Below are 17,310 nucleotides of genomic sequence, written 5' to 3' on the forward strand. Positions count from 1 at the left end.
CAATTGTGTTGTTTTGTTCGCACGTGCCAAGAAGTTACGGCTGCATCTTGGCGCGCCGCTGCAGGATGTCGAAAGCCGGCAGGGTTTTGCCCTCCAGCACCTCCAGGAAAGCGCCGCCGCCGGTGGAGATGTAGCCCACCTGGCTCGTGATGCCGTACTTGGCGATGGCCGCCAGGGTGTCGCCGCCGCCGGCAATGCTGAAGGCGCTGGATGCGGCGATGGCGCGGGCGATGGTTTCCGTGCTCTTAGCGAACTGGTCGAACTCGAACACGCCCACCGGGCCGTTCCAGACGATGGTGCCGGCGGCCTTGAGCTGCACCGCCAGGCGCGCCGCGGTCTCGGGCCCGATGTCCAGGATCAGCTCGTCCTCGGCCACTTCTGTGGCCGGCTTCACCGTGGCGGCGGCGTCGGCGGCAAAGTTTTTGGCGACCACCACGTCGGTCGGGATCGGCACCTCGGCGCCGCGCGCGGCCATGGCGGCGATGACGGCCTTGGCCTCATCCACCAAATCGGGCTCGGCCAGGCTCTTGCCGATGGGCAGGCCGGCGGCCAGCATGAAGGTGTTGGCGATGCCGCCGCCGACGATCAGTCCGTCCACCTTGCTGGCCAGGCTCTGCAGGATGGTCAGCTTGGTGGAGACCTTGGAGCCGGCGACGATGGCCACCAGCGGGCGCTTGGGCTGCGCCAGGGCCTTGGTGATGGCGTCGATCTCGGCCGCCAGCAGCGGGCCGGCGCAGGCCGTCCTGGCGTATTCGGCGATGCCGTAGGTCGTGCCTTCGGCGCGGTGCGCGGTGCCGAAGGCGTCGTTGACGTAGATGTCGCAGAGTTTGGCCATTTTCTGCGCCAGCTCGGGGTTGTTCTTCTTCTCGCCCTGGTTCACGCGGCAGTTTTCCAGCAGCACCACCTGGCCGGGCTGCACGCTCACGCCATCGACCCAGTGGGCGACGAGCGGCACGTCGCGCCCGAGCAGTTCGGACAGCCGCTGGGCGACGGGGGCGAGCGAGTCCTCGGGCCTGAATTCACCCTCGGTCGGACGTCCCAGGTGGCTGGTGACCATGACGGCGGCGCCGGCATCGAGCGCCATCTGGATGCAGGGCACGGAGGCCCGGATGCGCGTGTCCTCGGTGATGCGGCCGGCGTCGTCCTGCGGCACGTTCAGGTCGGCACGGATGAACACGCGCTGGCCGCGCGCCTGGCCGTTGGCGCAAAGGTCGGAAAAACGAAGAATTTGCATGGCGCGATAGAGGGATGAGAAAAAAAGGGGGGCAGGCGATGCGCCTCACCACCCCAAATATAAGTACAATGGCATGTAAACCGCCATGCCCACGACGATGGTGCCCAGGATGCCCCGGCGCCAGAAGTACCACAGGCCCCCGGCCAGCACGGCGGGCAGGCGTGCATCGGCCAGGGTCTCGATCAGCTGCCCATGCTGGATCAGCACCTCGGGCGCGACGACGGCGGCGATGGCCGCCAGTGGTGCGTATTTGAGCCCGCGGCGCAGCCATTGCGGCAGCGGCAATTCCCGCTCCGGAATCAGGAAGAACGCGCGCGTGAGCACGGTCACCAGGGCCAGCCCGGCAATGATGATCAGCATCAGCCACCACGGCTGGCTCATGGCGGGCCTCCCGGGCTCCGGGTGGCGCGCGCCCGCTTGCGCGCCTGCTCCAGCGATTCCGCCGCCAGACCCACGGCCACCGCAACGACGACGGCCAGCAGGATGTTGAGCTTGAGCGGCAGCGCGTAGGCGGCGATTGCCGCGGTGCAGGCGGTGATGGTGGCCAGCCAGCTGGGCGTATCCGTCAGCATGGCCATGAGAATCCCCAGCAGCGCCAGAACGCCCGCGAAGCCCAGGCCCCATTCCAATGGAATCTCGTTGGCCGCCACGATGCCGATGATCGATGCCACCTGCCACGCAAGCCACAGTACCGTCGCCGCGCCCCAGAAATACGGCACCTGTTGCGCCTGTGGCTCGGGCTTGGGGAAGCGCTGCAGAAAGCCGACGAAGATCACGTCGCCGCTCAAGTAGCCGATGGTGACGCGGTGCCAGCGCGGCAGGTGCGCGAAATATGTGCGCCACAGGTCGCTGAAGATCACGAAGCGCAGGTTCACGCAGGTGGCGGTGAGCCAGATGACCCAGAGCGGCGCATTCGCCGCCATCAGCGGCAGTACCGCCAGCTGCGCGCTGCCGGCAAACACCGTGAGGCTCAGCACGATGGCCATGCCCACGCCCATGCCGGCCTTGACCATGGCGACGCCGGTGACCAGCCCCCAGGCGGCGATGCCCAGCGCCAGCCCGGTCATGTCAGTCATGCCGAGCCGGAAATGCGGGCTGCGCACCACCTGCCTCAAGGCGGTCATGGCGCTGGTCATCCGGGCTCGGCGCCGAGCGGGTCGCCGACGGCCATCGCGTGTCCGCGCAGAAATTCGCCCACCGCCAGACGCTTGCCCCCGGCGCGCTGCAAGGCTGTCAGGCGCAGCACCGAACCGTTGCCGCAGGCAACGCCTATTCCGTTTGAATCCATATATAAAATATGGCCAAAGCGCTTGTCTGTATTACGGTAGAAGCTATCAATTTCACAATCCCGGAGCTTGAGGGTCACACCGCCATGCACGGTCTGGGTTCCGGGAAACGGGTCGAACGCCCGCACGCGCCGCTCCAGCACCTCGGCGGGCAGCGACCAATCCAGCGCGCTCTCGGCCTTGCTGATCTTGTGCGCGTAGCTGATGCCCTCGGGCGGCTGCGGGGTGGGCTGCAGTTCGCCTTGCTGCAGTTCCTTGAGCGCGCGCACGATCAATACGCCGCCCAGGGCCGCGAGTCGGTCGTGCAGCGTGCCGGTGGTCTCGCGCGGCGCAATCGCCAGTGCCTCGCGCAGCAGCATCGCACCCGTATCCAGCCCTTCATCCATCTGCATGATGGTCACGCCGGTCTCGGCATCGCCGGCCTCGATCGCCCGGTGGATGGGCGCGGCACCGCGCCAGCGCGGCAGCAGGCTGGCGTGGATATTGAGGCACCCATGGCGCGGCATCTGCAGTACCCAGGCCGGCAGGATCAGGCCGTAGGCGGCGACGATCAGGGCGTCGATCCGTGCCGCGGCCAAGGCGGTGCGCGCCGCCTGGGCGTCGTCAGGAAATCTGCCGTCCAGCCGCAGGCTGCGTGGCTGAACGACGGCAATGCCGTGGCGTGAGGCGCATTGCCTGACGGGGGAGGCCTGCAGCTGCAGGCCTCGCCCCGCCGGGCGATCGGGCTGGGTGAGCACCAAGGCCACCTCGAATCCTGCATCCAGCAATGCCTGCAGCGCCACGTGGGCGAAATCCGGGGTTCCGGCAAAGGCGATGCGCATCGTCAATCCTGCGGCCGGTCAGCGCCCCGGATCCGGTTCGCCGAGGATCTCGTCGGTGAACATCACGCGCCGCACCACGCCAGCAGGGTCGATGTGCACATGGGCAAGGCGGGGCGTGAGGTTTTCCATCAAGCGATAGGTCCAGATGTCGCCGTCGAAGCGCGCGACGCGCTCCACCAGCGCCGGCGGGCCGAAAAATGCCTGGACCGATGCGCGCGTGTCCACGCCCGGCAGCAGCTGCTGAAAGCTCGCCTCGCTCAGTACCTGCGTGACGGAAACCAGCCGGTGGCGGCCATCGAAATCGACGTGGTAGACCTGCTGCCCGGCCGGCTGGCGGCTGTACAGCAGCCGCACGCCGCCTTCGGCAAGGGCTTCGGTCTGGGTAGGCCGCCCCATCGACTGTTCGACGGTCTGCAGCGGCGTGCCCGGCTCAAGCCATTGGGGAACGGCGCAGCCCGCCAGCAGCACCCCGGCAAGGCATGCCATGGCGAGGTGCCGGACCGCACTCATGCATCCACCGCCTGCTGCCGGTGTTCTTTTTGCTGCTTGATGAGCTTGGTCTTGATGCGCCCGCGCTTGAGCGCCGAAAGGTATTCGACGAAGACCTTGCCCATCAGGTGATCCATCTCGTGCTGGATGCAGACGGCCAGCAGTCCGTCGGCCTCGATCTCGCGCAGGCCGCCGTCCTGGCCAAGCGCCCGCACCCGCACGGCAGCGGCGCGCTCGACCTGGTCGTAGATGCCGGGCACCGAGAGGCAGCCTTCGTCGCCCACATGCTTCTCATCGCTGAGCCAGAGAGTCTCGGGGTTGATCAGCACCAGCGGCTGATCGCGTGTTTCGGAAACGTCGATCACGATGACGCGTTCGTGCACGTCCACCTGCGTGGCGGCCAGGCCTATGCCGTCGGCGTCGTACATGGTGGCGATCATGTCGGCCACCAGCGTCTGGATGCGGGCATCGACCGTCTGCACCGGGCTGGCGACCTTGTGCAGGCGTGGATCGGGATAGCGGAGGATGGGAAGAATGGCCATGGTGCAGCGCTCAATATGTCGTTATTCTCGCAACTTTCAAGCGCGAGAGTGTCTGGCAGGGGCAATAATCGTTGCCGAATCAAGAGCTTGGGTCGAGAATCTCTCTTGATTTGTGCTCAGGGCGAGCGCCCGCACACGCGGCGCAGCAGGCAAGAGGGAATTCTGACATGCAAGAAAACGGCAACCAGACAGAGGCAGGCAAGCAGGGCCGCGCGGCAGCGCTGGCAACCACCATGGCGCTCTCCCTGGCCTGCGTGCTGCCTTCGGGGGCTGCGTGGGCGCAGAAGTTTCCGATCACCGCGCAGCAGCGCGCCACGGCGCAACAGGCAGCGACGCGCGGCGTGCCGCTGTCCGAGCTGTCGGCCGACGCTCCCGATACCTACGTGGTGAAATCCGGCGATACGCTCTGGGCCATTGCAGGCATCTACCTCAAGCGCCCCTGGCGCTGGCCCGAGCTGTGGGGCATGAATATGCAGGCGATTGCCAACCCGCACCTGATCTACCCGGGCCAGACGCTGTACCTGGACAAATCGGGCGGCTACGCCCGGCTGCGGACCGGCGGCGCCAGCGAGACCATTCGCGTCTCGCCGCGCACCCGCTACGAAAGCCTGGCCGACAGCGCCTTGCCGACGCTCAGGCCGGGGCTGATAGAGCCCTTCCTGGTGGAGCCGGAGGTGGTGCAGGAGCTGGCCTTCGAGCAGGCACCGCGCATCGTCGCCACGCGCGGCGAGCATTCCATCATCGCGGGCGGCGACCGTGCGTATGCGCGCGGGCCGGACGGCAGCCCGCTGGCGCTGGCCGCTGACACCCCGCGCCAATGGCGCGTGTACCGCAACGCCGTGCCCATGAAAGACCCCAGTACCGGGGAAATCCTGGGCTACGAGGCCCAGTATGTCGCCCAGGCATCGCTGGTGCGCGGCGAATCCGAGCAGGAAACCCCTGTGGCCGACGGCAAGGTGCAGGTGGATATCGTGCCGGCCACCGTCGATCTTTCCCGCGTCAAGGAAGAAGTGCGTCCGGGAGACCGGCTGCTGCCGGCGGCCAAGCGCGGCTTCGTGAACTACGTACCGCATGCCCCCGGCATTCCTGTCGGCGCCCAGGTCGTGTCCCTCTACGGCAGCGCGGCCGTCAGCTATGCCGGGCAGAATCAGGTGGTTTCCATCAATCGCGGAACGCAGGACGGCATCGAAGTCGGACAGGTGCTGACGGTGCTCAGCGGCGGCCAGCATGTGAAGGACAAGACCGACGGGCGCAAGACCGTCATCAAGCTGCCCAGCGAAGTCAACGGCACCGCCATGGTGTTTCGCACCTTTGAGCGCGTTTCCTACGTGCTGCTGCTGCGGGTGACCGATGCCGTGCAGGTAGGCGACCACCTGGTCAATCCCGAATAACCCCGCCGGGCATCGCCGCAATGCAGCGCGAAGAGCTGGCGGCCTGGCTGCGCCTGACGACGGCACGCGGCCTGGGCCCGCGGACGGTGCGCCGCCTGCTCGCTCGCTTTGGTCTGCCGCAGGCGGTATTGACCCATGCCGTGCATGATTGGGCCGATTGCATCGGCGAGGCCCAGGCGCAGGCGTTGCAGGCGCACACAGGCGACGCCCTGCAGCCGCTGGTGGAGCGTGCCTGGCAGTGGCTGCAGGGGCGCGGCGCGGCGTCACGCGCCATCCTCACCCTGGCCGATCCCGCCTATCCCCGGCTGTTGCTGGAAACCGAGGATCCACCCGTGCTGCTGTACCTGGAGGGCGCGGCGCCGCTGTTCAATGTCCGCCGTTTTTTCCCCGAACACAGCATGGCGATCGTCGGCAGCCGCAACCCCACCGCGCAGGGCGCATTGAATGCGCGCCAGTTTGGCCAGGCACTGCGCGAAGCCGGTCTGAGCATCGTCTCCGGACTGGCCCGGGGAGTGGATGCGGCGGCGCATGAAGGTGCGCTGGCCGCCCGTGCCGATGCCGCCACGCCGGCCACGATCGCGGTTGTGGGCACCGGGCTGGACCAGGTGTACCCGCGTGCCCATGAGGCGCTGGCCGCGCGCATCCGGGAGAGCGGCTTGCTGGTCAGCGAATACCCGTTGGGCACGCCGCCGCTGGCGGCGAATTTTCCACGCCGCAACCGCATCATTTCCGGGCTGTCGCAGGGCACGCTGGTGGTGGAGGCGGCATTGGCCTCGGGCTCGCTCATCACCGCCCGCCTCGCCAGCGAACAGGGGCGGGACGTGTTTGCAATACCCGGTTCCATCCACGCGCCGCAGTCACGCGGCTGCCACGCGCTGATCCGCCAGGGCGCCAAGCTGGTGGAGACAGCGCAGGACATCCTGGAAGAGCTGCAGCTTGCCGGAGCGCCGCAGCCCGCCGTGCCATCCGAGCCCGCGTCTGCCCCCGCCACGCACGACCCGGTATTGCAGGCGCTGGGCTTTGATCCGGCAAGCCTGGATGCGCTGCTCGATCGCACGGGATTCGACACGGCCACGCTGCAGCTGCGGCTGCTGGAGCTGGAACTGGACGGCAGTGTCGCACGCCTGCCCGGAGGGTTGTTCCAGCGCGTGGCGGGCGCGTGATCTGCAGCCGTGGTTTGAGCCAATGGCTGCTTCGCGCTACACTCGCAGGTCAGTCACATACCGCTTACCGGCTTTAGAGGAGCAGCCACCATGTCCGATCATCCCGTTGCCACTGGCGAGCAGGCGCACGATGTCGATCCGATCGAAGCCGTCACATCGGTGATTCCGCTGGTCATCCCGGCCTTTGGCGCCATGGTGATTTTCATCCTGGCGATGATTGCGGTGAGCGTCGGCTAGGCATTTGCACCGCCGCCCAGAAGCCCCGCTTTGCGGGGCTTTTTTGTGGGTCAAGAAGGAGAAGAATGCATATTTTCATGCATTGATTGCATAGATTTGCCGGTGCTGGTGCGGACAAAGTCTGATCGGCTTCCTAAAATCGACCTCCCGCAGGCGGTTGTTGGCAGTCCGCCTGTCTGGCGAGAGTCTTTTTTTCAAAGGTCGCGCCTTGCCGTCCGGCGTTCACACGCACGCGGCAGGGCGCTGCTTTTGAAAAAACGTTTTTCAAACTCAGGAAGTCCATCCCATGAATGCTCCCACCCTTCGGGGCCTGCCGATTCAGGTACCTGCCTATGTCAAGAATGCCAAGCTGATTGCCTGGGTCGCCGATATGGTGGCGCTGTGCAAACCGGCAAAAGTGCACTGGTGCGACGGCAGCCAGCAGGAATACGACACCCTGTGCCAGCAGCTTGTCGACGTCGGTACCTTCAAACGCCTGAACCCGGCCAGGCGCGCCAATTCCTACCTTGCCTGGTCGGACCCGAGCGACGTGGCCCGTGTGGAGGGCCGCACCTACATCTGCTCCGAGAAAAAGGAAGACGCCGGCCCCACCAACAACTGGATGGCCCCGGCCGAGATGCGCGCCACGCTGCAGCCGCTGTTCGATGGCTGCATGGCCGGACGCACGATGTATGTCGTGCCGTTCTCCATGGGCCCGCTGGGCAGCCCCATCGCGCAGATCGGCGTGGAGCTCTCCGACAGCGCCTATGTGGCGGTGAACATGAAGCTGATGACGCGCATGGGTCGCGCCGTGCACGACGTGATCGGCACCGACGGCAGCTTCGTGCCCTGCATGCACACCGTGGGCGTGCCCCTTGCCGCCGGCGAGAAGGACCAGACCAGCTGGCCGTGCAACGAGACCAAATACATCGTGCACTACCCCGAGACACGTGAAATCTGGAGCTATGGCTCGGGCTATGGCGGCAACGCGCTGCTGGGCAAGAAGTGCCTGGCGCTGCGCATCGCCTCCACCATGGGCCGTGATGAAGGCTGGCTCGCCGAGCACATGCTGATCCTGGGTGTGCAGAACCCCCAGGGCAAGAAGTACCACGTCGCGGCCGCGTTCCCCAGTGCCTGCGGCAAAACCAACTTTTCCATGCTGGTGCCCCCCACCGGGTTTGATGGCTGGAAGGTCACAACCATAGGCGACGACATCGCCTGGATCAAGCCGCAGGCGGACGGCAGCCTGCGCGCCATCAACCCCGAGGCGGGCTACTTCGGCGTGGCGCCCGGCACCAACATGCAGACCAATCCGAACTGCATGCTGAGCCTCAAGAGCGATGTGATCTTCACCAATGTGGCGCTGACCGACGATGGCGACGTCTGGTGGGAAGGCATGGAGAAGGACACCGGCGACCTGCCAGAGCACCTGCTGGACTGGAAGGGCCAGGACTGGACGCCTGCCATTGCCAGGGAAACCGGCGCCAAGGCCGCGCATCCGAACGCGCGATTCACGACGGCAGCCACCAACAACCCGGCGCTGGACGCCGCCTGGGATGACCCGGCGGGTGTGGTGATCGACGCGATGATCTTTGGCGGCCGGCGCTCCACCACCGTGCCGCTGGTGACCGAGGCGCGCGATTGGCAGGAAGGCGTCTACATGGCGGCGACCATGGGCTCGGAAACCACCGCGGCCGCCGTCGGCCAGCAGGGCGTGGTGCGGCGCGACCCGTTCGCCATGCTGCCGTTCGCCGGCTACAACATGAGCGATTATTTTCAGCACTGGCTCGACATGGGCGAGAGGCTGCAGGCCGCCGGCGCCACCCTGCCCCGCATCTACTGCGTGAACTGGTTCCGCAAGGGGGCGGATGGCAAGTTCGTCTGGCCCGGCTATGGCGAAAACATGCGCGTGCTCAAGTGGATGCTCGATCGTATCGAAGGCAAGGCCCAGGGGCGGCAAACCGCCTTCGGCGTCGCGCCGCAGTATGGCGAAATCAATTGGCAGGGCCTGGATTTCTCGCAGGCGCAGTTCGACACGGTCACGGATATCGATGGTGCGGCGTGGAGCGAAGAGCTCAAGCTGCACGATGCGCACTTCGACAAACTCGCCCACCACCTGCCGCCGCAGCTGCTGGCCACGCGCTCGGCGCTGCAGCAGCGCCTGGGCGTCTGACCCGTCAACGAAAGCACACCATGCGCATTTTGCTGGCTGTCGATGGCAGCGCCTATACGCAGAAGATGCTGGACTACCTGGCCGCTCACGATGAAATGCTGGGGCCGGAGCATCAGTACAGCGCCATCACGGTGCAACCGCCCCTGCCGCCGCGCGCCCGTGCCGCGCTGAGCAAGGAGGTGGTGGACGGCTACTACGCCGACGAGGCCGAGCGCGTCATGAAACCGGTGCAGGAATTCCTGCAGCGCAAGGGCGTGCAGGCCCAGTTGCTGTCCAAGGTCGGGCCCATTGGCGATACGATTGCCGCGACGGCCGAGTCGGATGGCTACGACCTGATCGTCATGGGCACGCAGGGCCAGGGTGCGCTGGGCAAGCTCCTCCTGGGCTCCGTCAGCACGCAGGTGCTGGCGCGCTGCACGGTGCCGGTGCTGCTGGTGCGGTGAGTCGGCAGAATCCACGGAACAAGAGAGGGGAACGATGGCTGCATACGCTGGGACTCGGATGGCGCTGGGCGCGGTGCTGCTTGGCTCTGCCGCCCTGCTGGGCGGATGCGCGGCGATGAGCGAGCAGGAATGCCGTACCGCCAACTGGGGCGAACAGGGCATGCGCGACGCCCTTGACGGTTACCCGCGCTCGCGTTTGCAAGACATCCGCGAAGCCTGTGCCGAGGCGGGCGTGCGCCCCAATGAAGCGTTGTACTTCAATGGCTGGGAGGCCGGCATCGTGCGTTTCTGCACGCCGCAGAATGGTGCCAGCTGGGGCCGCGACGGCAAGTCCTACAGCAATTCCTGTCCGCCACAGATGGAGGCGGGCTTTCTTGATCGCTACCGGGTGGGACACCGCGCTTATGACGCCGAGCAGAATCTCAGGCGCCTGCAAAGTGAGCAATCCTCGCGCCAGCGCGATCTGGACAAGGCCAGGGACGATGATCAGCGCCGGCGCATCCGCTCCGATCTGCGCGACCTGGATCGGCGCATCGCCAACGCACGCGACGATCTGGACCGCGCCGAATGGCAGTTGCGCATGGGGCGCTGATTACCGGGAATGAACAAGGCCTTCACCAAGGAAAGCGACGGCGACGAGGACGACGATGCCCCCGCCGCGTCGCCCATTCCGGTGGGCAGCAAGAACTACATCACCACCGGAGGCTATGCGCGGCTGCGCGCCGAACTGCTGCAGTTGATCGACGAGGAGCGCCCCAGGGTGGTCGAAGTGGTGCACTGGGCGGCGCTCAATGGCGACCGCTCGGAAAACGGCGATTACCTCTACGGCAAGAAGCGCCTGCGCGAGATCGACAGGCGCATCCGCTTCCTGACCAAGCGCCTGGAGATCGCCGAGGTGGTCGATCCCGGCGTGCACGCGGGCAGCGATCAGGTGTTCTTTGGCGCCACCGTCACCTACGTCGATGATCTGGGCGATGAGCGCACCATCACCATCCTGGGCATAGACGAGGTGGACACCAGCCAGCAGCAGGTGAGCTGGATTTCGCCCGTGGCGCGCGCGCTGCTCAAGGCGCGTGAGGGCGACGAGGTGAGCCTGCAGACCCCGGCGGGCCCGCGCCAGCTGGAGGTGCTGGCGGTGCGTTACCCGCTGCCTTCTGCATGACGGAGTGACGCCTCGCTGGTGCCGATCATGCGGTGCGCCCCGTGGCCAACCCTGCATCGTCCACTCTGAATCAAGCCGACAACTGTCCGCGGGCGGGGTCAAGTCCAACTTCTTCTTGATTGACGCCGGACATTGCCTGCCCGTGGGGCGGTCCGCGCAATTTATGCGATACGCTCGCGCAAAACGGTCTTGAGAATTTTTCCGGTGGACGTCTTGGGTAACGGGCCGAACACGACCTGCTTCGGGATCTTGAACGAAGCTATGCCGGCGCGACAGAAATCAATGATCTCCTGCTCGGTGGGCGCCTTCTCGCCATTCTTCAGCGCGACGAAGGCGCATGGCACCTCGCCCCAGTGGGAGTCGGGGCGCGCGACGACCGCTGCTTCCAGCACCGCCGGATGAGCGTACAGCACATCCTCGACTTCCTTGCTGGAAATGTTCTCGCCGCCCGAAATAATGATGTCCTTGGCCCGATCCTTGATCTCGACGTAGCCGTCCGAGTGCATTACCGCCAAGTCGCCGGTGCGGAACCAGTCGCCGCAGAAGGCCTGCTCGGTAGCCTCGGGGTTCTTTAGGTAGCCTTTCATCAGCGTGTTGCCGCGGTGCACCAATTCGCCCAGCGTCCGGCCGTCGGCCGGCACGACGGCATCGGTTTCGCGATCCAGCACCTGCACATCGTCCATCGCATAAAGGCCCACGCCCTGGCGTGCCATCTTTGCCGCCAGTGCATTGCCGTCGAGGCTCGCCCAATCGTCTTGCCACACGCACACGGTCGATGGCCCGTAACTTTCCGTGAGGCCGTACAGATGGGTGATGCGAAACCCCACCGTCTGCGCCTTGGCGATCACGGCGTTCGGTGGCGCCGCGCCGCCGAGCGCGAATTGCACCGGATTGGCGAGTGCCACGCCCTGTTGTGCGAAATCGTTCAGGAGCTGGTTCAGCACCACCGGAGCGCCGCACATATGGGTGATGTGGTGCTCGCGCAGGTGGCGCAGTACTTCGTCCGAGCGCACTTTGCGCAGGCATACGTGCGTGCCGCCGACGGCTGTGATGGCCCATGTGTAGCACCAGCCGTTGCAGTGGAACATCGGCAGCGTCCACAGGTAGACGGTGTCCGGCGTCATGTTGAACGCCATCGCGTTGCCCAGCGCCGAGAGGTAGGCGCCGCGGTGGTGGTAGACCACGCCCTTGGGGTCGCTGGTGGTGCCCGAGGTATAGCACAGCGAGATCGCCTCCCATTCGTCCTCGGGCTTGCGCCAGTCGAACCCGGCGTCGCCGTCCGCCAGCAGGGTCTCGTAGTCGTGCGTGGCGACGCCGGGCGTGGCGGGCGCTTCGCGCGCCACCGCGACCAACACCGGCGGCCGTGCCATGCCCTGCACTACCTCGCGCACCAACGCTTCGAACTCGGTGTCGTAGAGCAGCGCCTTCGATTCGCCGTGCTCCAGGATGAAGCGCAGCGTCGCGGCGTCGAGCCGGATGTTGAGCGCGTTCAGCACCGCACCCGCCATCGGGATCGAGTAGTGGCTCTCCAGCATCTCGTGGCTGTTGAAGAGCAGCGTGGAGACGGTGTCCCCATGCCGGATGCCAAGGCCCTGCAGGGCGCTTGCCATGCGCCGGCAGCGCGCATAGAGCGCGGCATAGCTCAGCGTTCCATCGTCGTCGATCACCGCGGTCTTGTGCGGGAAGATCCAGGCCGAGCGCTTGAGGAACATGGTGGGCGTCAGCGCCGAATAATTGGCCGGGCGCTTGCCCAGGCCACGCTCGTATGGACTGTCGTTCATTTCAGGTCTCCTTCTTGTCGATGGCGTGCCGCCGCCCCGCCATATACCGCTGTGCCGCCTGCCAGCCCAGCTCGGCCAGCGGCCCGGCCTTGGCGCCGGTTTCCACTGCGTCGTCGGCGGCAGCGTTGCCGTCCTGCGCCCGCTGGGCGATGCCGTGCAGTATGGCCGCCATGCGAAACAGGTTGTAAGCCAGGTAGTAGTCCCAGGCGCCCGCGGCGTCGCGTCCGGTGGCGGCGCTGTACCAGGCCACGTATTCCTCTTCGGAAGGAATGCTCAGTGCGGGCAGATCCAGCCCCCCTATGCCGCGCCACAGGCTGGGCGGGATGCGCCAGGCCATGCACTGGTAGGCCAGGTCGGCCAGCGGATGGCCCAGGGTGGACAGTTCCCAGTCCAGCACGCCGATGACGCGCGGCTCGGTGGGGTGGAAGACCAGGTTGTCCAGCCGGTAGTCGCCGTGCACCAGCGTGGTCTCGTCGTCCGCGGGCAGGTGCTCGGGCAGCCAGTCCATCAGGCGGTGCATCGCGTCGTTCATCGGCAAGGAGGATTGTCGGCACTGGCGCGACCAGCGCGCGGTCTGGCGGGCCACGTAGTTCCCCACCTTGCCATAGTCGCTCAGGCCCACGGCGCGGTAGTCCACGGCATGAAGCGCGGCGATGACGCGGTTCATCTCGCGGTAGATGGCGTGGCGCTCGGCGGGCTGCATGCCGGGCAGCGACTGGTCCATGAGCACGCGGCCCTCAAGGAACTCCATCACGTAGAACGGCGTGCCCAGCAGCTCGCTGTTTTCGCAATAGTGCAGCATGCGCGGCACGGGCACGCCGGTATCCGCCAGCGCATTCATCACGCGGTATTCGCGGTCGATGGCGTGGGCCGAGGCGATGAGCATGCCCGGCGGCTTCTTGCGCAGCACGTAGTCGCGGCCTTCGCCCGCGGTGACGCGGTAGGTGGGATTGGACTGGCCGCCCGCGAGCACGCGCACCTCCAGCGGAGCGCTGCCCGCCAGGCCCTGGGCACGCAGGTAGTCGGCCAGCGCCTCGACCAGCAGGGGATTCGCGGGACCGCTCATAGCGAACTCACCAGGTGCGCGCCGTCGACGGCCAGCGTGGCGCCCGACATGGCCGCGCCCGCGTCCGAGGCCAGCAGCAGCAGCGGGCCGTCCAGGTCGGTCACCTCGCCGAAGCGGCGGCTGGGAATGCGCGCGCGCAGCTTGTCGCCCTGCGCGCTCGTGAGGAAGTCGCGGTTCAGGTCGGTGACCACGTAGCCTGGCAGCAGCGCGTTCACGCGGATGCCGTGGCGCGCAAGCTCCAGCGCCAGGGCCTTGGTGGCCTGCACCACGCCGGCCTTGGAGATGGCGTACGGCGCCACGCCGCCCGTCACGCGCTCGCCCAGGATGGAGGCCACGTTGACGATCGCGCCGCTCTTGCCCGCCGCCACCATGCGGCGCGCGGCCTCGGTGGCGACGAGCCAGTTGCCCTTGAGGTTGGTGCCGAGCACGTGGTCGAAGTCTTCCTCGGTCTGCTCCAGCACGGGGCGCGTGACGGTCACACCCGCGTTGTTGACCACCACGTCGGGCACGCCCCAGGCGCACAGCGCGTCGAAGCAGGCGCGCACGCTGGCGTTGTCGGTCACGTCGAGCGCGAAGGCGCGCGCCTCGCCATCCCGGGCGGCGATGGCATCCACCACGCCCTGCAGCTTGTCCACGCGGCGCGCGGCCACTGCCACGCGCGCGCCGGCGGCGGCCAGCACTTCAGCGAAGTGCGTACCCAGCCCGCTGGAGGCGCCGGTCACCAGCGCCAGCTTGCCCCGCAGGTTGAATCGATCCATCACGGCGCTCATGCCACACCCCCTTCGCGCAGCAGCTCGGCCTCGGCCCTCTCGGCCATATGGGCGAGCTTGCGCGCCATGCTCCAGCGGTGCACCTCGCTCGGTCCGTCGTAGATGCGGAAGGCGCGCATGTCGGTGAAGATGCGCATCACGGGCGTCTCGCCCGTCACGCCCTGGCCGCCGAGCATCTGCACGCTGCGGTCCACCACGCGCCACTCGGCCTCGGAGCACACGACCTTGGCACGGCTCGATTCGAAGTTGCACTTCTCGCCCTGGTCCAACAGCCAGGCCGTGTGCCAGATGTGCAGGCGCGCGGTGTGCAGGTCCATGTCGTTGTCGGCCACCATGAAGCCCACGCCCTCGTGCTCCACCAGCGGCTTGCCGAAGGCATGGCGCTTGCGCACGTAGTTCAAGGCTGTGTCGTGCGCGCGGCGCGCCTGGCCCAGCCAGCGCATGCAGTGCGTAAGCCGTGCGGGCGCCAGGCGCACCTGCGCGTAGCGAAAGCCCTTGCCGATCTCGCCCAGCACGTCGCTTGCTGGCACGCGCAGATTGTCGAAGCGCAGCACGCCGTGGCCGCCGGTGAAGCAGGCATCCATCGCATCCATGTTTCGCTCCAGGGTGATGCCCGGGCGATTCATGTCCGAGAGGAACATGGTGGCCGAGCCGTCCTCCATGCGCGCCATGATGATGGCGTAGTCGGCCCCATCGGCGCCGGTGATGAACCACTTGCGGCCGTTGATGAGGTAGTCGTCGCCGTCGCGCACCGCCGTGGTCTGCAGCATGGAAGGATCGGCCCCCGCGCCGGGCGAGGGCTCGGTCATCGCGAAGCACGAGCGCGTCTCGCCCGCCACCTGAGGGCGCAGCCAGCGCTCCTTCTGCGCAGGCATGGCCACCTCTTCCATCAGGTGGATGTTGCCCTCGTCGGGCGCGTGGATGTTGAGCGCCGTGGGCCCCAGGCGCGAATAGCCCGCCTCCTCGAACACCACGGCCTTCTCGATGTGCGTGAGGCCCAGCCCGCCCATGGCGCGCGAGGCGTGGGGCGTGAGCAGGCCTGCCGCTTTGGCGCGCGCCACCAGCTCGTGGCGCAGCGCCTCGGCGGGGCCATGGTGCGATTGGCGCGGATCGGCTTCGAGCGGAATCACCTGCTGGACGATGAACTGTCGAACTCTGTCGCGCAATGCGCGCAGTTCCGAAGAGAGAGAAAAATCCATGGAAAACGACCGTCAAGGAGTCAGGAAATGCCTGCAAGGCCCATTGCGTGCGAGCCTTGAACGTTGAATACCGATAAATCTGCTGTCCAAGAGCGCCGCCGTGGTGAATTTTTGATCGACATTGGGAACCCCAGTAAATGCTGCATGGAATCAATTCAACAATCACGGATTCAGGAAGTTGTAATCGTGTTTGTGAGGTGGCCTGTCAGGGACACGATCGATTGCTTGATTTCATTGGCAGCAACAGGCAAATCATTCGCTTGATTCAGAAAACCATGGGGCATGGCGCTGGCAATGGAAAGCTTGGAAGGCACACCACTCTCCAAAAGCGCACGATGCAAGTCGATTGAATCGTCATACAGCGGGTCGAGCTCAGCTGCGAGTACATAGGTGTACGGTAACCCGTGGAGCCTTCCCATCAGTGGGAATGCGCGCCAATCACCCAGCGGAGCTTTCTGTAAATAGGCATCAAAATATCGCTCTTGAGCCTGTTTGCTCAGGCCGAAACGGCCATCTCCATAGGCATCGAAGGACCCCCCGTTTCGGCATGGCGCGTAAGAGCCATAGTACAAAAGCAGTGCCAAAACATCCGATATCCTGTCCTCATCCCGTCGGCGCATGGCTTCCACCAACGCCAAATTGGCCCCGGCGGAATCGCCCGCAAGAATCACCTGGGCATTCGCTTGAATGTCTGTTCGCGTTCGTTGTTGGAGAATGAAATCGACGGCGGCGCCGACATCTTCGAAGGCCGCGGGAAATGGGTGCTCCGGTGCCAGCGAATACTCGACGCCACAAACCGGTACTTGCGCGGCGCGTGCCAGATGACGCAAGACCGTGTCGTGCGTTACATTCGAGCCAACGCACCAGCCTCCGCCGTGCAGGTAGGCTATCGGCGTGCGCTGAACGCTTTCTTGACTGGCGTAATACCAGCGCAATCGGACAAGGCGCTCGTGAACCGTGATGTGTTCATCCTCAATCCGATACATGGGGATGCAGTTTGCATGAGTGCGTTTTCTTTCTTCTTCCAGCAACCTGCGTGCTCGCGGAAAGGGAACTGTATAGCGATCGGTTTGCGCAACATCTGCCCTCTGACGCTTGAGCAACTGCGCCAAATCCGGATCCAATCGTTGTGCGTATGGTCGACCAGTCCAAGTGTTGAGCACTTCAATCTTCTTTGAAGGCGGTGGCTTCGATTTCAAACAGCCATTCCGGCCGTGCCAGTTCCTTGACGACCACCAGCGTGGCAGCAGGTCGGTGCTCGTCAAGGTATTCCTTGCGAACCGCATTGACGGCTGGCAGATTCTTGGCGTCAAGCAGGTAAGTGGTGATTTTCACCAGGTGCTGCACTCCCATGTCCGCATCTGCAAGGATGGCCAGGAGATTCTTCCAAGCCGCGTCGGCTTGGTTCTGGACGCCTGCGGCTAAGCTCCCATGCGCATCCACGCCAATCTGTCCGGCAACATGGAGCCATTGGCCAGGTCTGCTCACGTGGACCGAATGGGAATAGGCACCCACGGGGGGAGCAATGGCTGAAGGGTTGCGAAACGTAGTCAAAACAATCTCCCTGGAAGTGA

19 protein-coding genes are annotated in these 17,310 nt (G+C 65.8%); 7 read left to right on the plus strand and 12 right to left on the minus strand.

Features of this window, described 5'->3' with window-relative positions; translation table 11 throughout:
- Positions 1 to 34: 34 nt before the first annotated feature.
- The 6 genes from K320_RS0108850 to def are packed head-to-tail and all read right to left on the minus strand — an operon-like array spanning position 35 to position 4,372.
- Positions 35 to 1,234, minus strand: coding sequence for a phosphoglycerate kinase (locus tag K320_RS0108850; protein WP_024538480.1), 1,200 nt, complete (start codon positions 1,232 to 1,234; stop codon positions 35 to 37).
- Between the two features lie 45 nt (positions 1,235 to 1,279).
- Positions 1,280 to 1,615, minus strand: coding sequence for an AzlD domain-containing protein (locus K320_RS0108855; RefSeq protein ID WP_024538481.1), 336 nt, complete (start codon positions 1,613 to 1,615; stop codon positions 1,280 to 1,282).
- Positions 1,612 to 2,370 carry an AzlC family ABC transporter permease gene (locus K320_RS0108860; protein WP_024538482.1) on the minus strand — a complete coding sequence of 253 codons (759 nt, stop codon included), beginning with the start codon at positions 2,368 to 2,370 and terminating at the stop codon, positions 1,612 to 1,614. Before K320_RS0108860 ends, K320_RS0108855 begins: the two co-directional genes overlap by 4 nt.
- On the minus strand, positions 2,367 to 3,341 hold the full coding sequence (gene fmt, locus K320_RS0108865) for a methionyl-tRNA formyltransferase (RefSeq protein ID WP_024538483.1): 975 nt from the start codon (positions 3,339 to 3,341) through the stop codon (positions 2,367 to 2,369). Before fmt ends, K320_RS0108860 begins: the two co-directional genes overlap by 4 nt.
- Positions 3,342 to 3,359: 18 nt before the next feature.
- Positions 3,360 to 3,851 carry a hypothetical protein gene (locus K320_RS0108870; protein WP_024538484.1) on the minus strand — a complete coding sequence of 164 codons (492 nt, stop codon included), beginning with the start codon at positions 3,849 to 3,851 and terminating at the stop codon, positions 3,360 to 3,362.
- Positions 3,848 to 4,372, minus strand: a complete 525-nt coding sequence (gene def / locus K320_RS0108875; protein WP_024538485.1) for a peptide deformylase — start codon at positions 4,370 to 4,372, stop codon at positions 3,848 to 3,850. Before def ends, K320_RS0108870 begins: the two co-directional genes overlap by 4 nt.
- Before the next feature lie 167 nt (positions 4,373 to 4,539).
- Between def and K320_RS0108880 the strand changes: the two genes are divergently transcribed.
- The 7 genes from K320_RS0108880 to greB all read left to right on the plus strand — a co-directional run bounded on the left by K320_RS0108880 (position 4,540) and on the right by greB (position 10,920).
- Complete coding sequence (locus tag K320_RS0108880; protein ID WP_024538486.1) at positions 4,540 to 5,763, plus strand: LysM peptidoglycan-binding domain-containing protein; 1,224 nt, start codon at positions 4,540 to 4,542, stop codon at positions 5,761 to 5,763.
- A gap of 20 nt (positions 5,764 to 5,783) precedes the next feature.
- On the plus strand, positions 5,784 to 6,926 hold the full coding sequence (gene dprA, locus K320_RS0108885; protein ID WP_024538487.1) for a DNA-processing protein DprA: 1,143 nt from the start codon (positions 5,784 to 5,786) through the stop codon (positions 6,924 to 6,926).
- A 90-nt stretch (positions 6,927 to 7,016) separates the two neighbouring features.
- Positions 7,017 to 7,163, plus strand: coding sequence for a hypothetical protein (locus tag K320_RS19225; RefSeq protein ID WP_169730044.1), 147 nt, complete (start codon positions 7,017 to 7,019; stop codon positions 7,161 to 7,163).
- Positions 7,164 to 7,449: 286 nt separating this feature from the next.
- Entirely contained in the window at positions 7,450 to 9,315 is a 1,866-nt protein-coding gene (locus K320_RS0108895; protein ID WP_024538488.1) for a phosphoenolpyruvate carboxykinase (GTP), read from the plus strand.
- A 20-nt stretch (positions 9,316 to 9,335) separates the two neighbouring features.
- Positions 9,336 to 9,758, plus strand: a complete 423-nt coding sequence (locus K320_RS0108900) for a universal stress protein (RefSeq protein ID WP_024538489.1) — start codon at positions 9,336 to 9,338, stop codon at positions 9,756 to 9,758.
- Positions 9,759 to 9,792: 34 nt separating this feature from the next.
- Positions 9,793 to 10,350 (plus strand): DUF2799 domain-containing protein, encoded by a 558-nt coding sequence (locus K320_RS0108905; RefSeq protein ID WP_084301212.1) that lies wholly within the window; start codon positions 9,793 to 9,795, stop codon positions 10,348 to 10,350.
- A gap of 9 nt (positions 10,351 to 10,359) precedes the next feature.
- The gene (gene greB, locus K320_RS0108910; protein ID WP_024538491.1) at positions 10,360 to 10,920 is read left to right on the plus strand and encodes a transcription elongation factor GreB; all 561 of its coding nucleotides are present in this window, start codon (positions 10,360 to 10,362) and stop codon (positions 10,918 to 10,920) included.
- Positions 10,921 to 11,081: 161 nt separating this feature from the next.
- Here the strand turns inward: greB and K320_RS0108915 are convergent, their stop codons facing one another.
- The 6 genes from K320_RS0108915 to K320_RS0108940 all read right to left on the minus strand — a co-directional run bounded on the left by K320_RS0108915 (position 11,082) and on the right by K320_RS0108940 (position 17,290).
- The gene (locus tag K320_RS0108915) at positions 11,082 to 12,701 is read right to left on the minus strand and encodes an AMP-binding protein (RefSeq protein WP_024538492.1); all 1,620 of its coding nucleotides are present in this window, start codon (positions 12,699 to 12,701) and stop codon (positions 11,082 to 11,084) included.
- Between the two features lies 1 nt (position 12,702).
- Positions 12,703 to 13,767, minus strand: coding sequence for a phosphotransferase (locus tag K320_RS0108920; protein WP_024538493.1), 1,065 nt, complete (start codon positions 13,765 to 13,767; stop codon positions 12,703 to 12,705).
- The gene (locus tag K320_RS0108925) at positions 13,764 to 14,537 is read right to left on the minus strand and encodes an SDR family NAD(P)-dependent oxidoreductase (protein WP_024538494.1); all 774 of its coding nucleotides are present in this window, start codon (positions 14,535 to 14,537) and stop codon (positions 13,764 to 13,766) included. The genes K320_RS0108920 and K320_RS0108925 overlap by 4 nt, the downstream gene beginning before the upstream one ends.
- Positions 14,534 to 15,736 carry an acyl-CoA dehydrogenase family protein gene (locus K320_RS0108930; RefSeq protein WP_024538495.1) on the minus strand — a complete coding sequence of 401 codons (1,203 nt, stop codon included), beginning with the start codon at positions 15,734 to 15,736 and terminating at the stop codon, positions 14,534 to 14,536. Before K320_RS0108930 ends, K320_RS0108925 begins: the two co-directional genes overlap by 4 nt.
- Positions 15,737 to 15,906: 170 nt before the next feature.
- Positions 15,907 to 16,848, minus strand: coding sequence for an alpha/beta hydrolase (locus K320_RS0108935; RefSeq protein WP_169730045.1), 942 nt, complete (start codon positions 16,846 to 16,848; stop codon positions 15,907 to 15,909).
- A gap of 52 nt (positions 16,849 to 16,900) precedes the next feature.
- The gene (locus K320_RS0108940) at positions 16,901 to 17,290 is read right to left on the minus strand and encodes a RidA family protein (protein ID WP_029695977.1); all 390 of its coding nucleotides are present in this window, start codon (positions 17,288 to 17,290) and stop codon (positions 16,901 to 16,903) included.
- Between the last annotated feature and the right edge of the window lie 20 nt (positions 17,291 to 17,310).

The sequence above is a fragment of the Comamonas badia DSM 17552 genome (assembly GCF_000484635.1).
Lineage (GTDB): Bacteria > Pseudomonadota > Gammaproteobacteria > Burkholderiales > Burkholderiaceae_C > Comamonas_C > Comamonas_C badia.

Coding starts and splice junctions, on each gene's coding strand:
- K320_RS0108850 (WP_024538480.1), bottom strand. CDS start 1,234: ATGCAAATTCTTCGTTTTTCCGACCTTTGCGCCAACGGCCAGGCGCGC.
- K320_RS0108855 (WP_024538481.1), bottom strand. CDS start 1,615: ATGAGCCAGCCGTGGTGGCTGATGCTGATCATCATTGCCGGGCTGGCC.
- K320_RS0108860 (WP_024538482.1), bottom strand. CDS start 2,370: ATGACCAGCGCCATGACCGCCTTGAGGCAGGTGGTGCGCAGCCCGCAT.
- fmt (WP_024538483.1), bottom strand. CDS start 3,341: ATGCGCATCGCCTTTGCCGGAACCCCGGATTTCGCCCACGTGGCGCTG.
- K320_RS0108870 (WP_024538484.1), bottom strand. CDS start 3,851: ATGAGTGCGGTCCGGCACCTCGCCATGGCATGCCTTGCCGGGGTGCTG.
- def (WP_024538485.1), bottom strand. CDS start 4,372: ATGGCCATTCTTCCCATCCTCCGCTATCCCGATCCACGCCTGCACAAG.
- K320_RS0108880 (WP_024538486.1), top strand. CDS start 4,540: ATGCAAGAAAACGGCAACCAGACAGAGGCAGGCAAGCAGGGCCGCGCG.
- dprA (WP_024538487.1), top strand. CDS start 5,784: ATGCAGCGCGAAGAGCTGGCGGCCTGGCTGCGCCTGACGACGGCACGC.
- K320_RS19225 (WP_169730044.1), top strand. CDS start 7,017: ATGTCCGATCATCCCGTTGCCACTGGCGAGCAGGCGCACGATGTCGAT.
- K320_RS0108895 (WP_024538488.1), top strand. CDS start 7,450: ATGAATGCTCCCACCCTTCGGGGCCTGCCGATTCAGGTACCTGCCTAT.
- K320_RS0108900 (WP_024538489.1), top strand. CDS start 9,336: ATGCGCATTTTGCTGGCTGTCGATGGCAGCGCCTATACGCAGAAGATG.
- K320_RS0108905 (WP_084301212.1), top strand. CDS start 9,793: ATGGCTGCATACGCTGGGACTCGGATGGCGCTGGGCGCGGTGCTGCTT.
- greB (WP_024538491.1), top strand. CDS start 10,360: ATGAACAAGGCCTTCACCAAGGAAAGCGACGGCGACGAGGACGACGAT.
- K320_RS0108915 (WP_024538492.1), bottom strand. CDS start 12,701: ATGAACGACAGTCCATACGAGCGTGGCCTGGGCAAGCGCCCGGCCAAT.
- K320_RS0108920 (WP_024538493.1), bottom strand. CDS start 13,767: ATGAGCGGTCCCGCGAATCCCCTGCTGGTCGAGGCGCTGGCCGACTAC.
- K320_RS0108925 (WP_024538494.1), bottom strand. CDS start 14,537: ATGAGCGCCGTGATGGATCGATTCAACCTGCGGGGCAAGCTGGCGCTG.
- K320_RS0108930 (WP_024538495.1), bottom strand. CDS start 15,736: ATGGATTTTTCTCTCTCTTCGGAACTGCGCGCATTGCGCGACAGAGTT.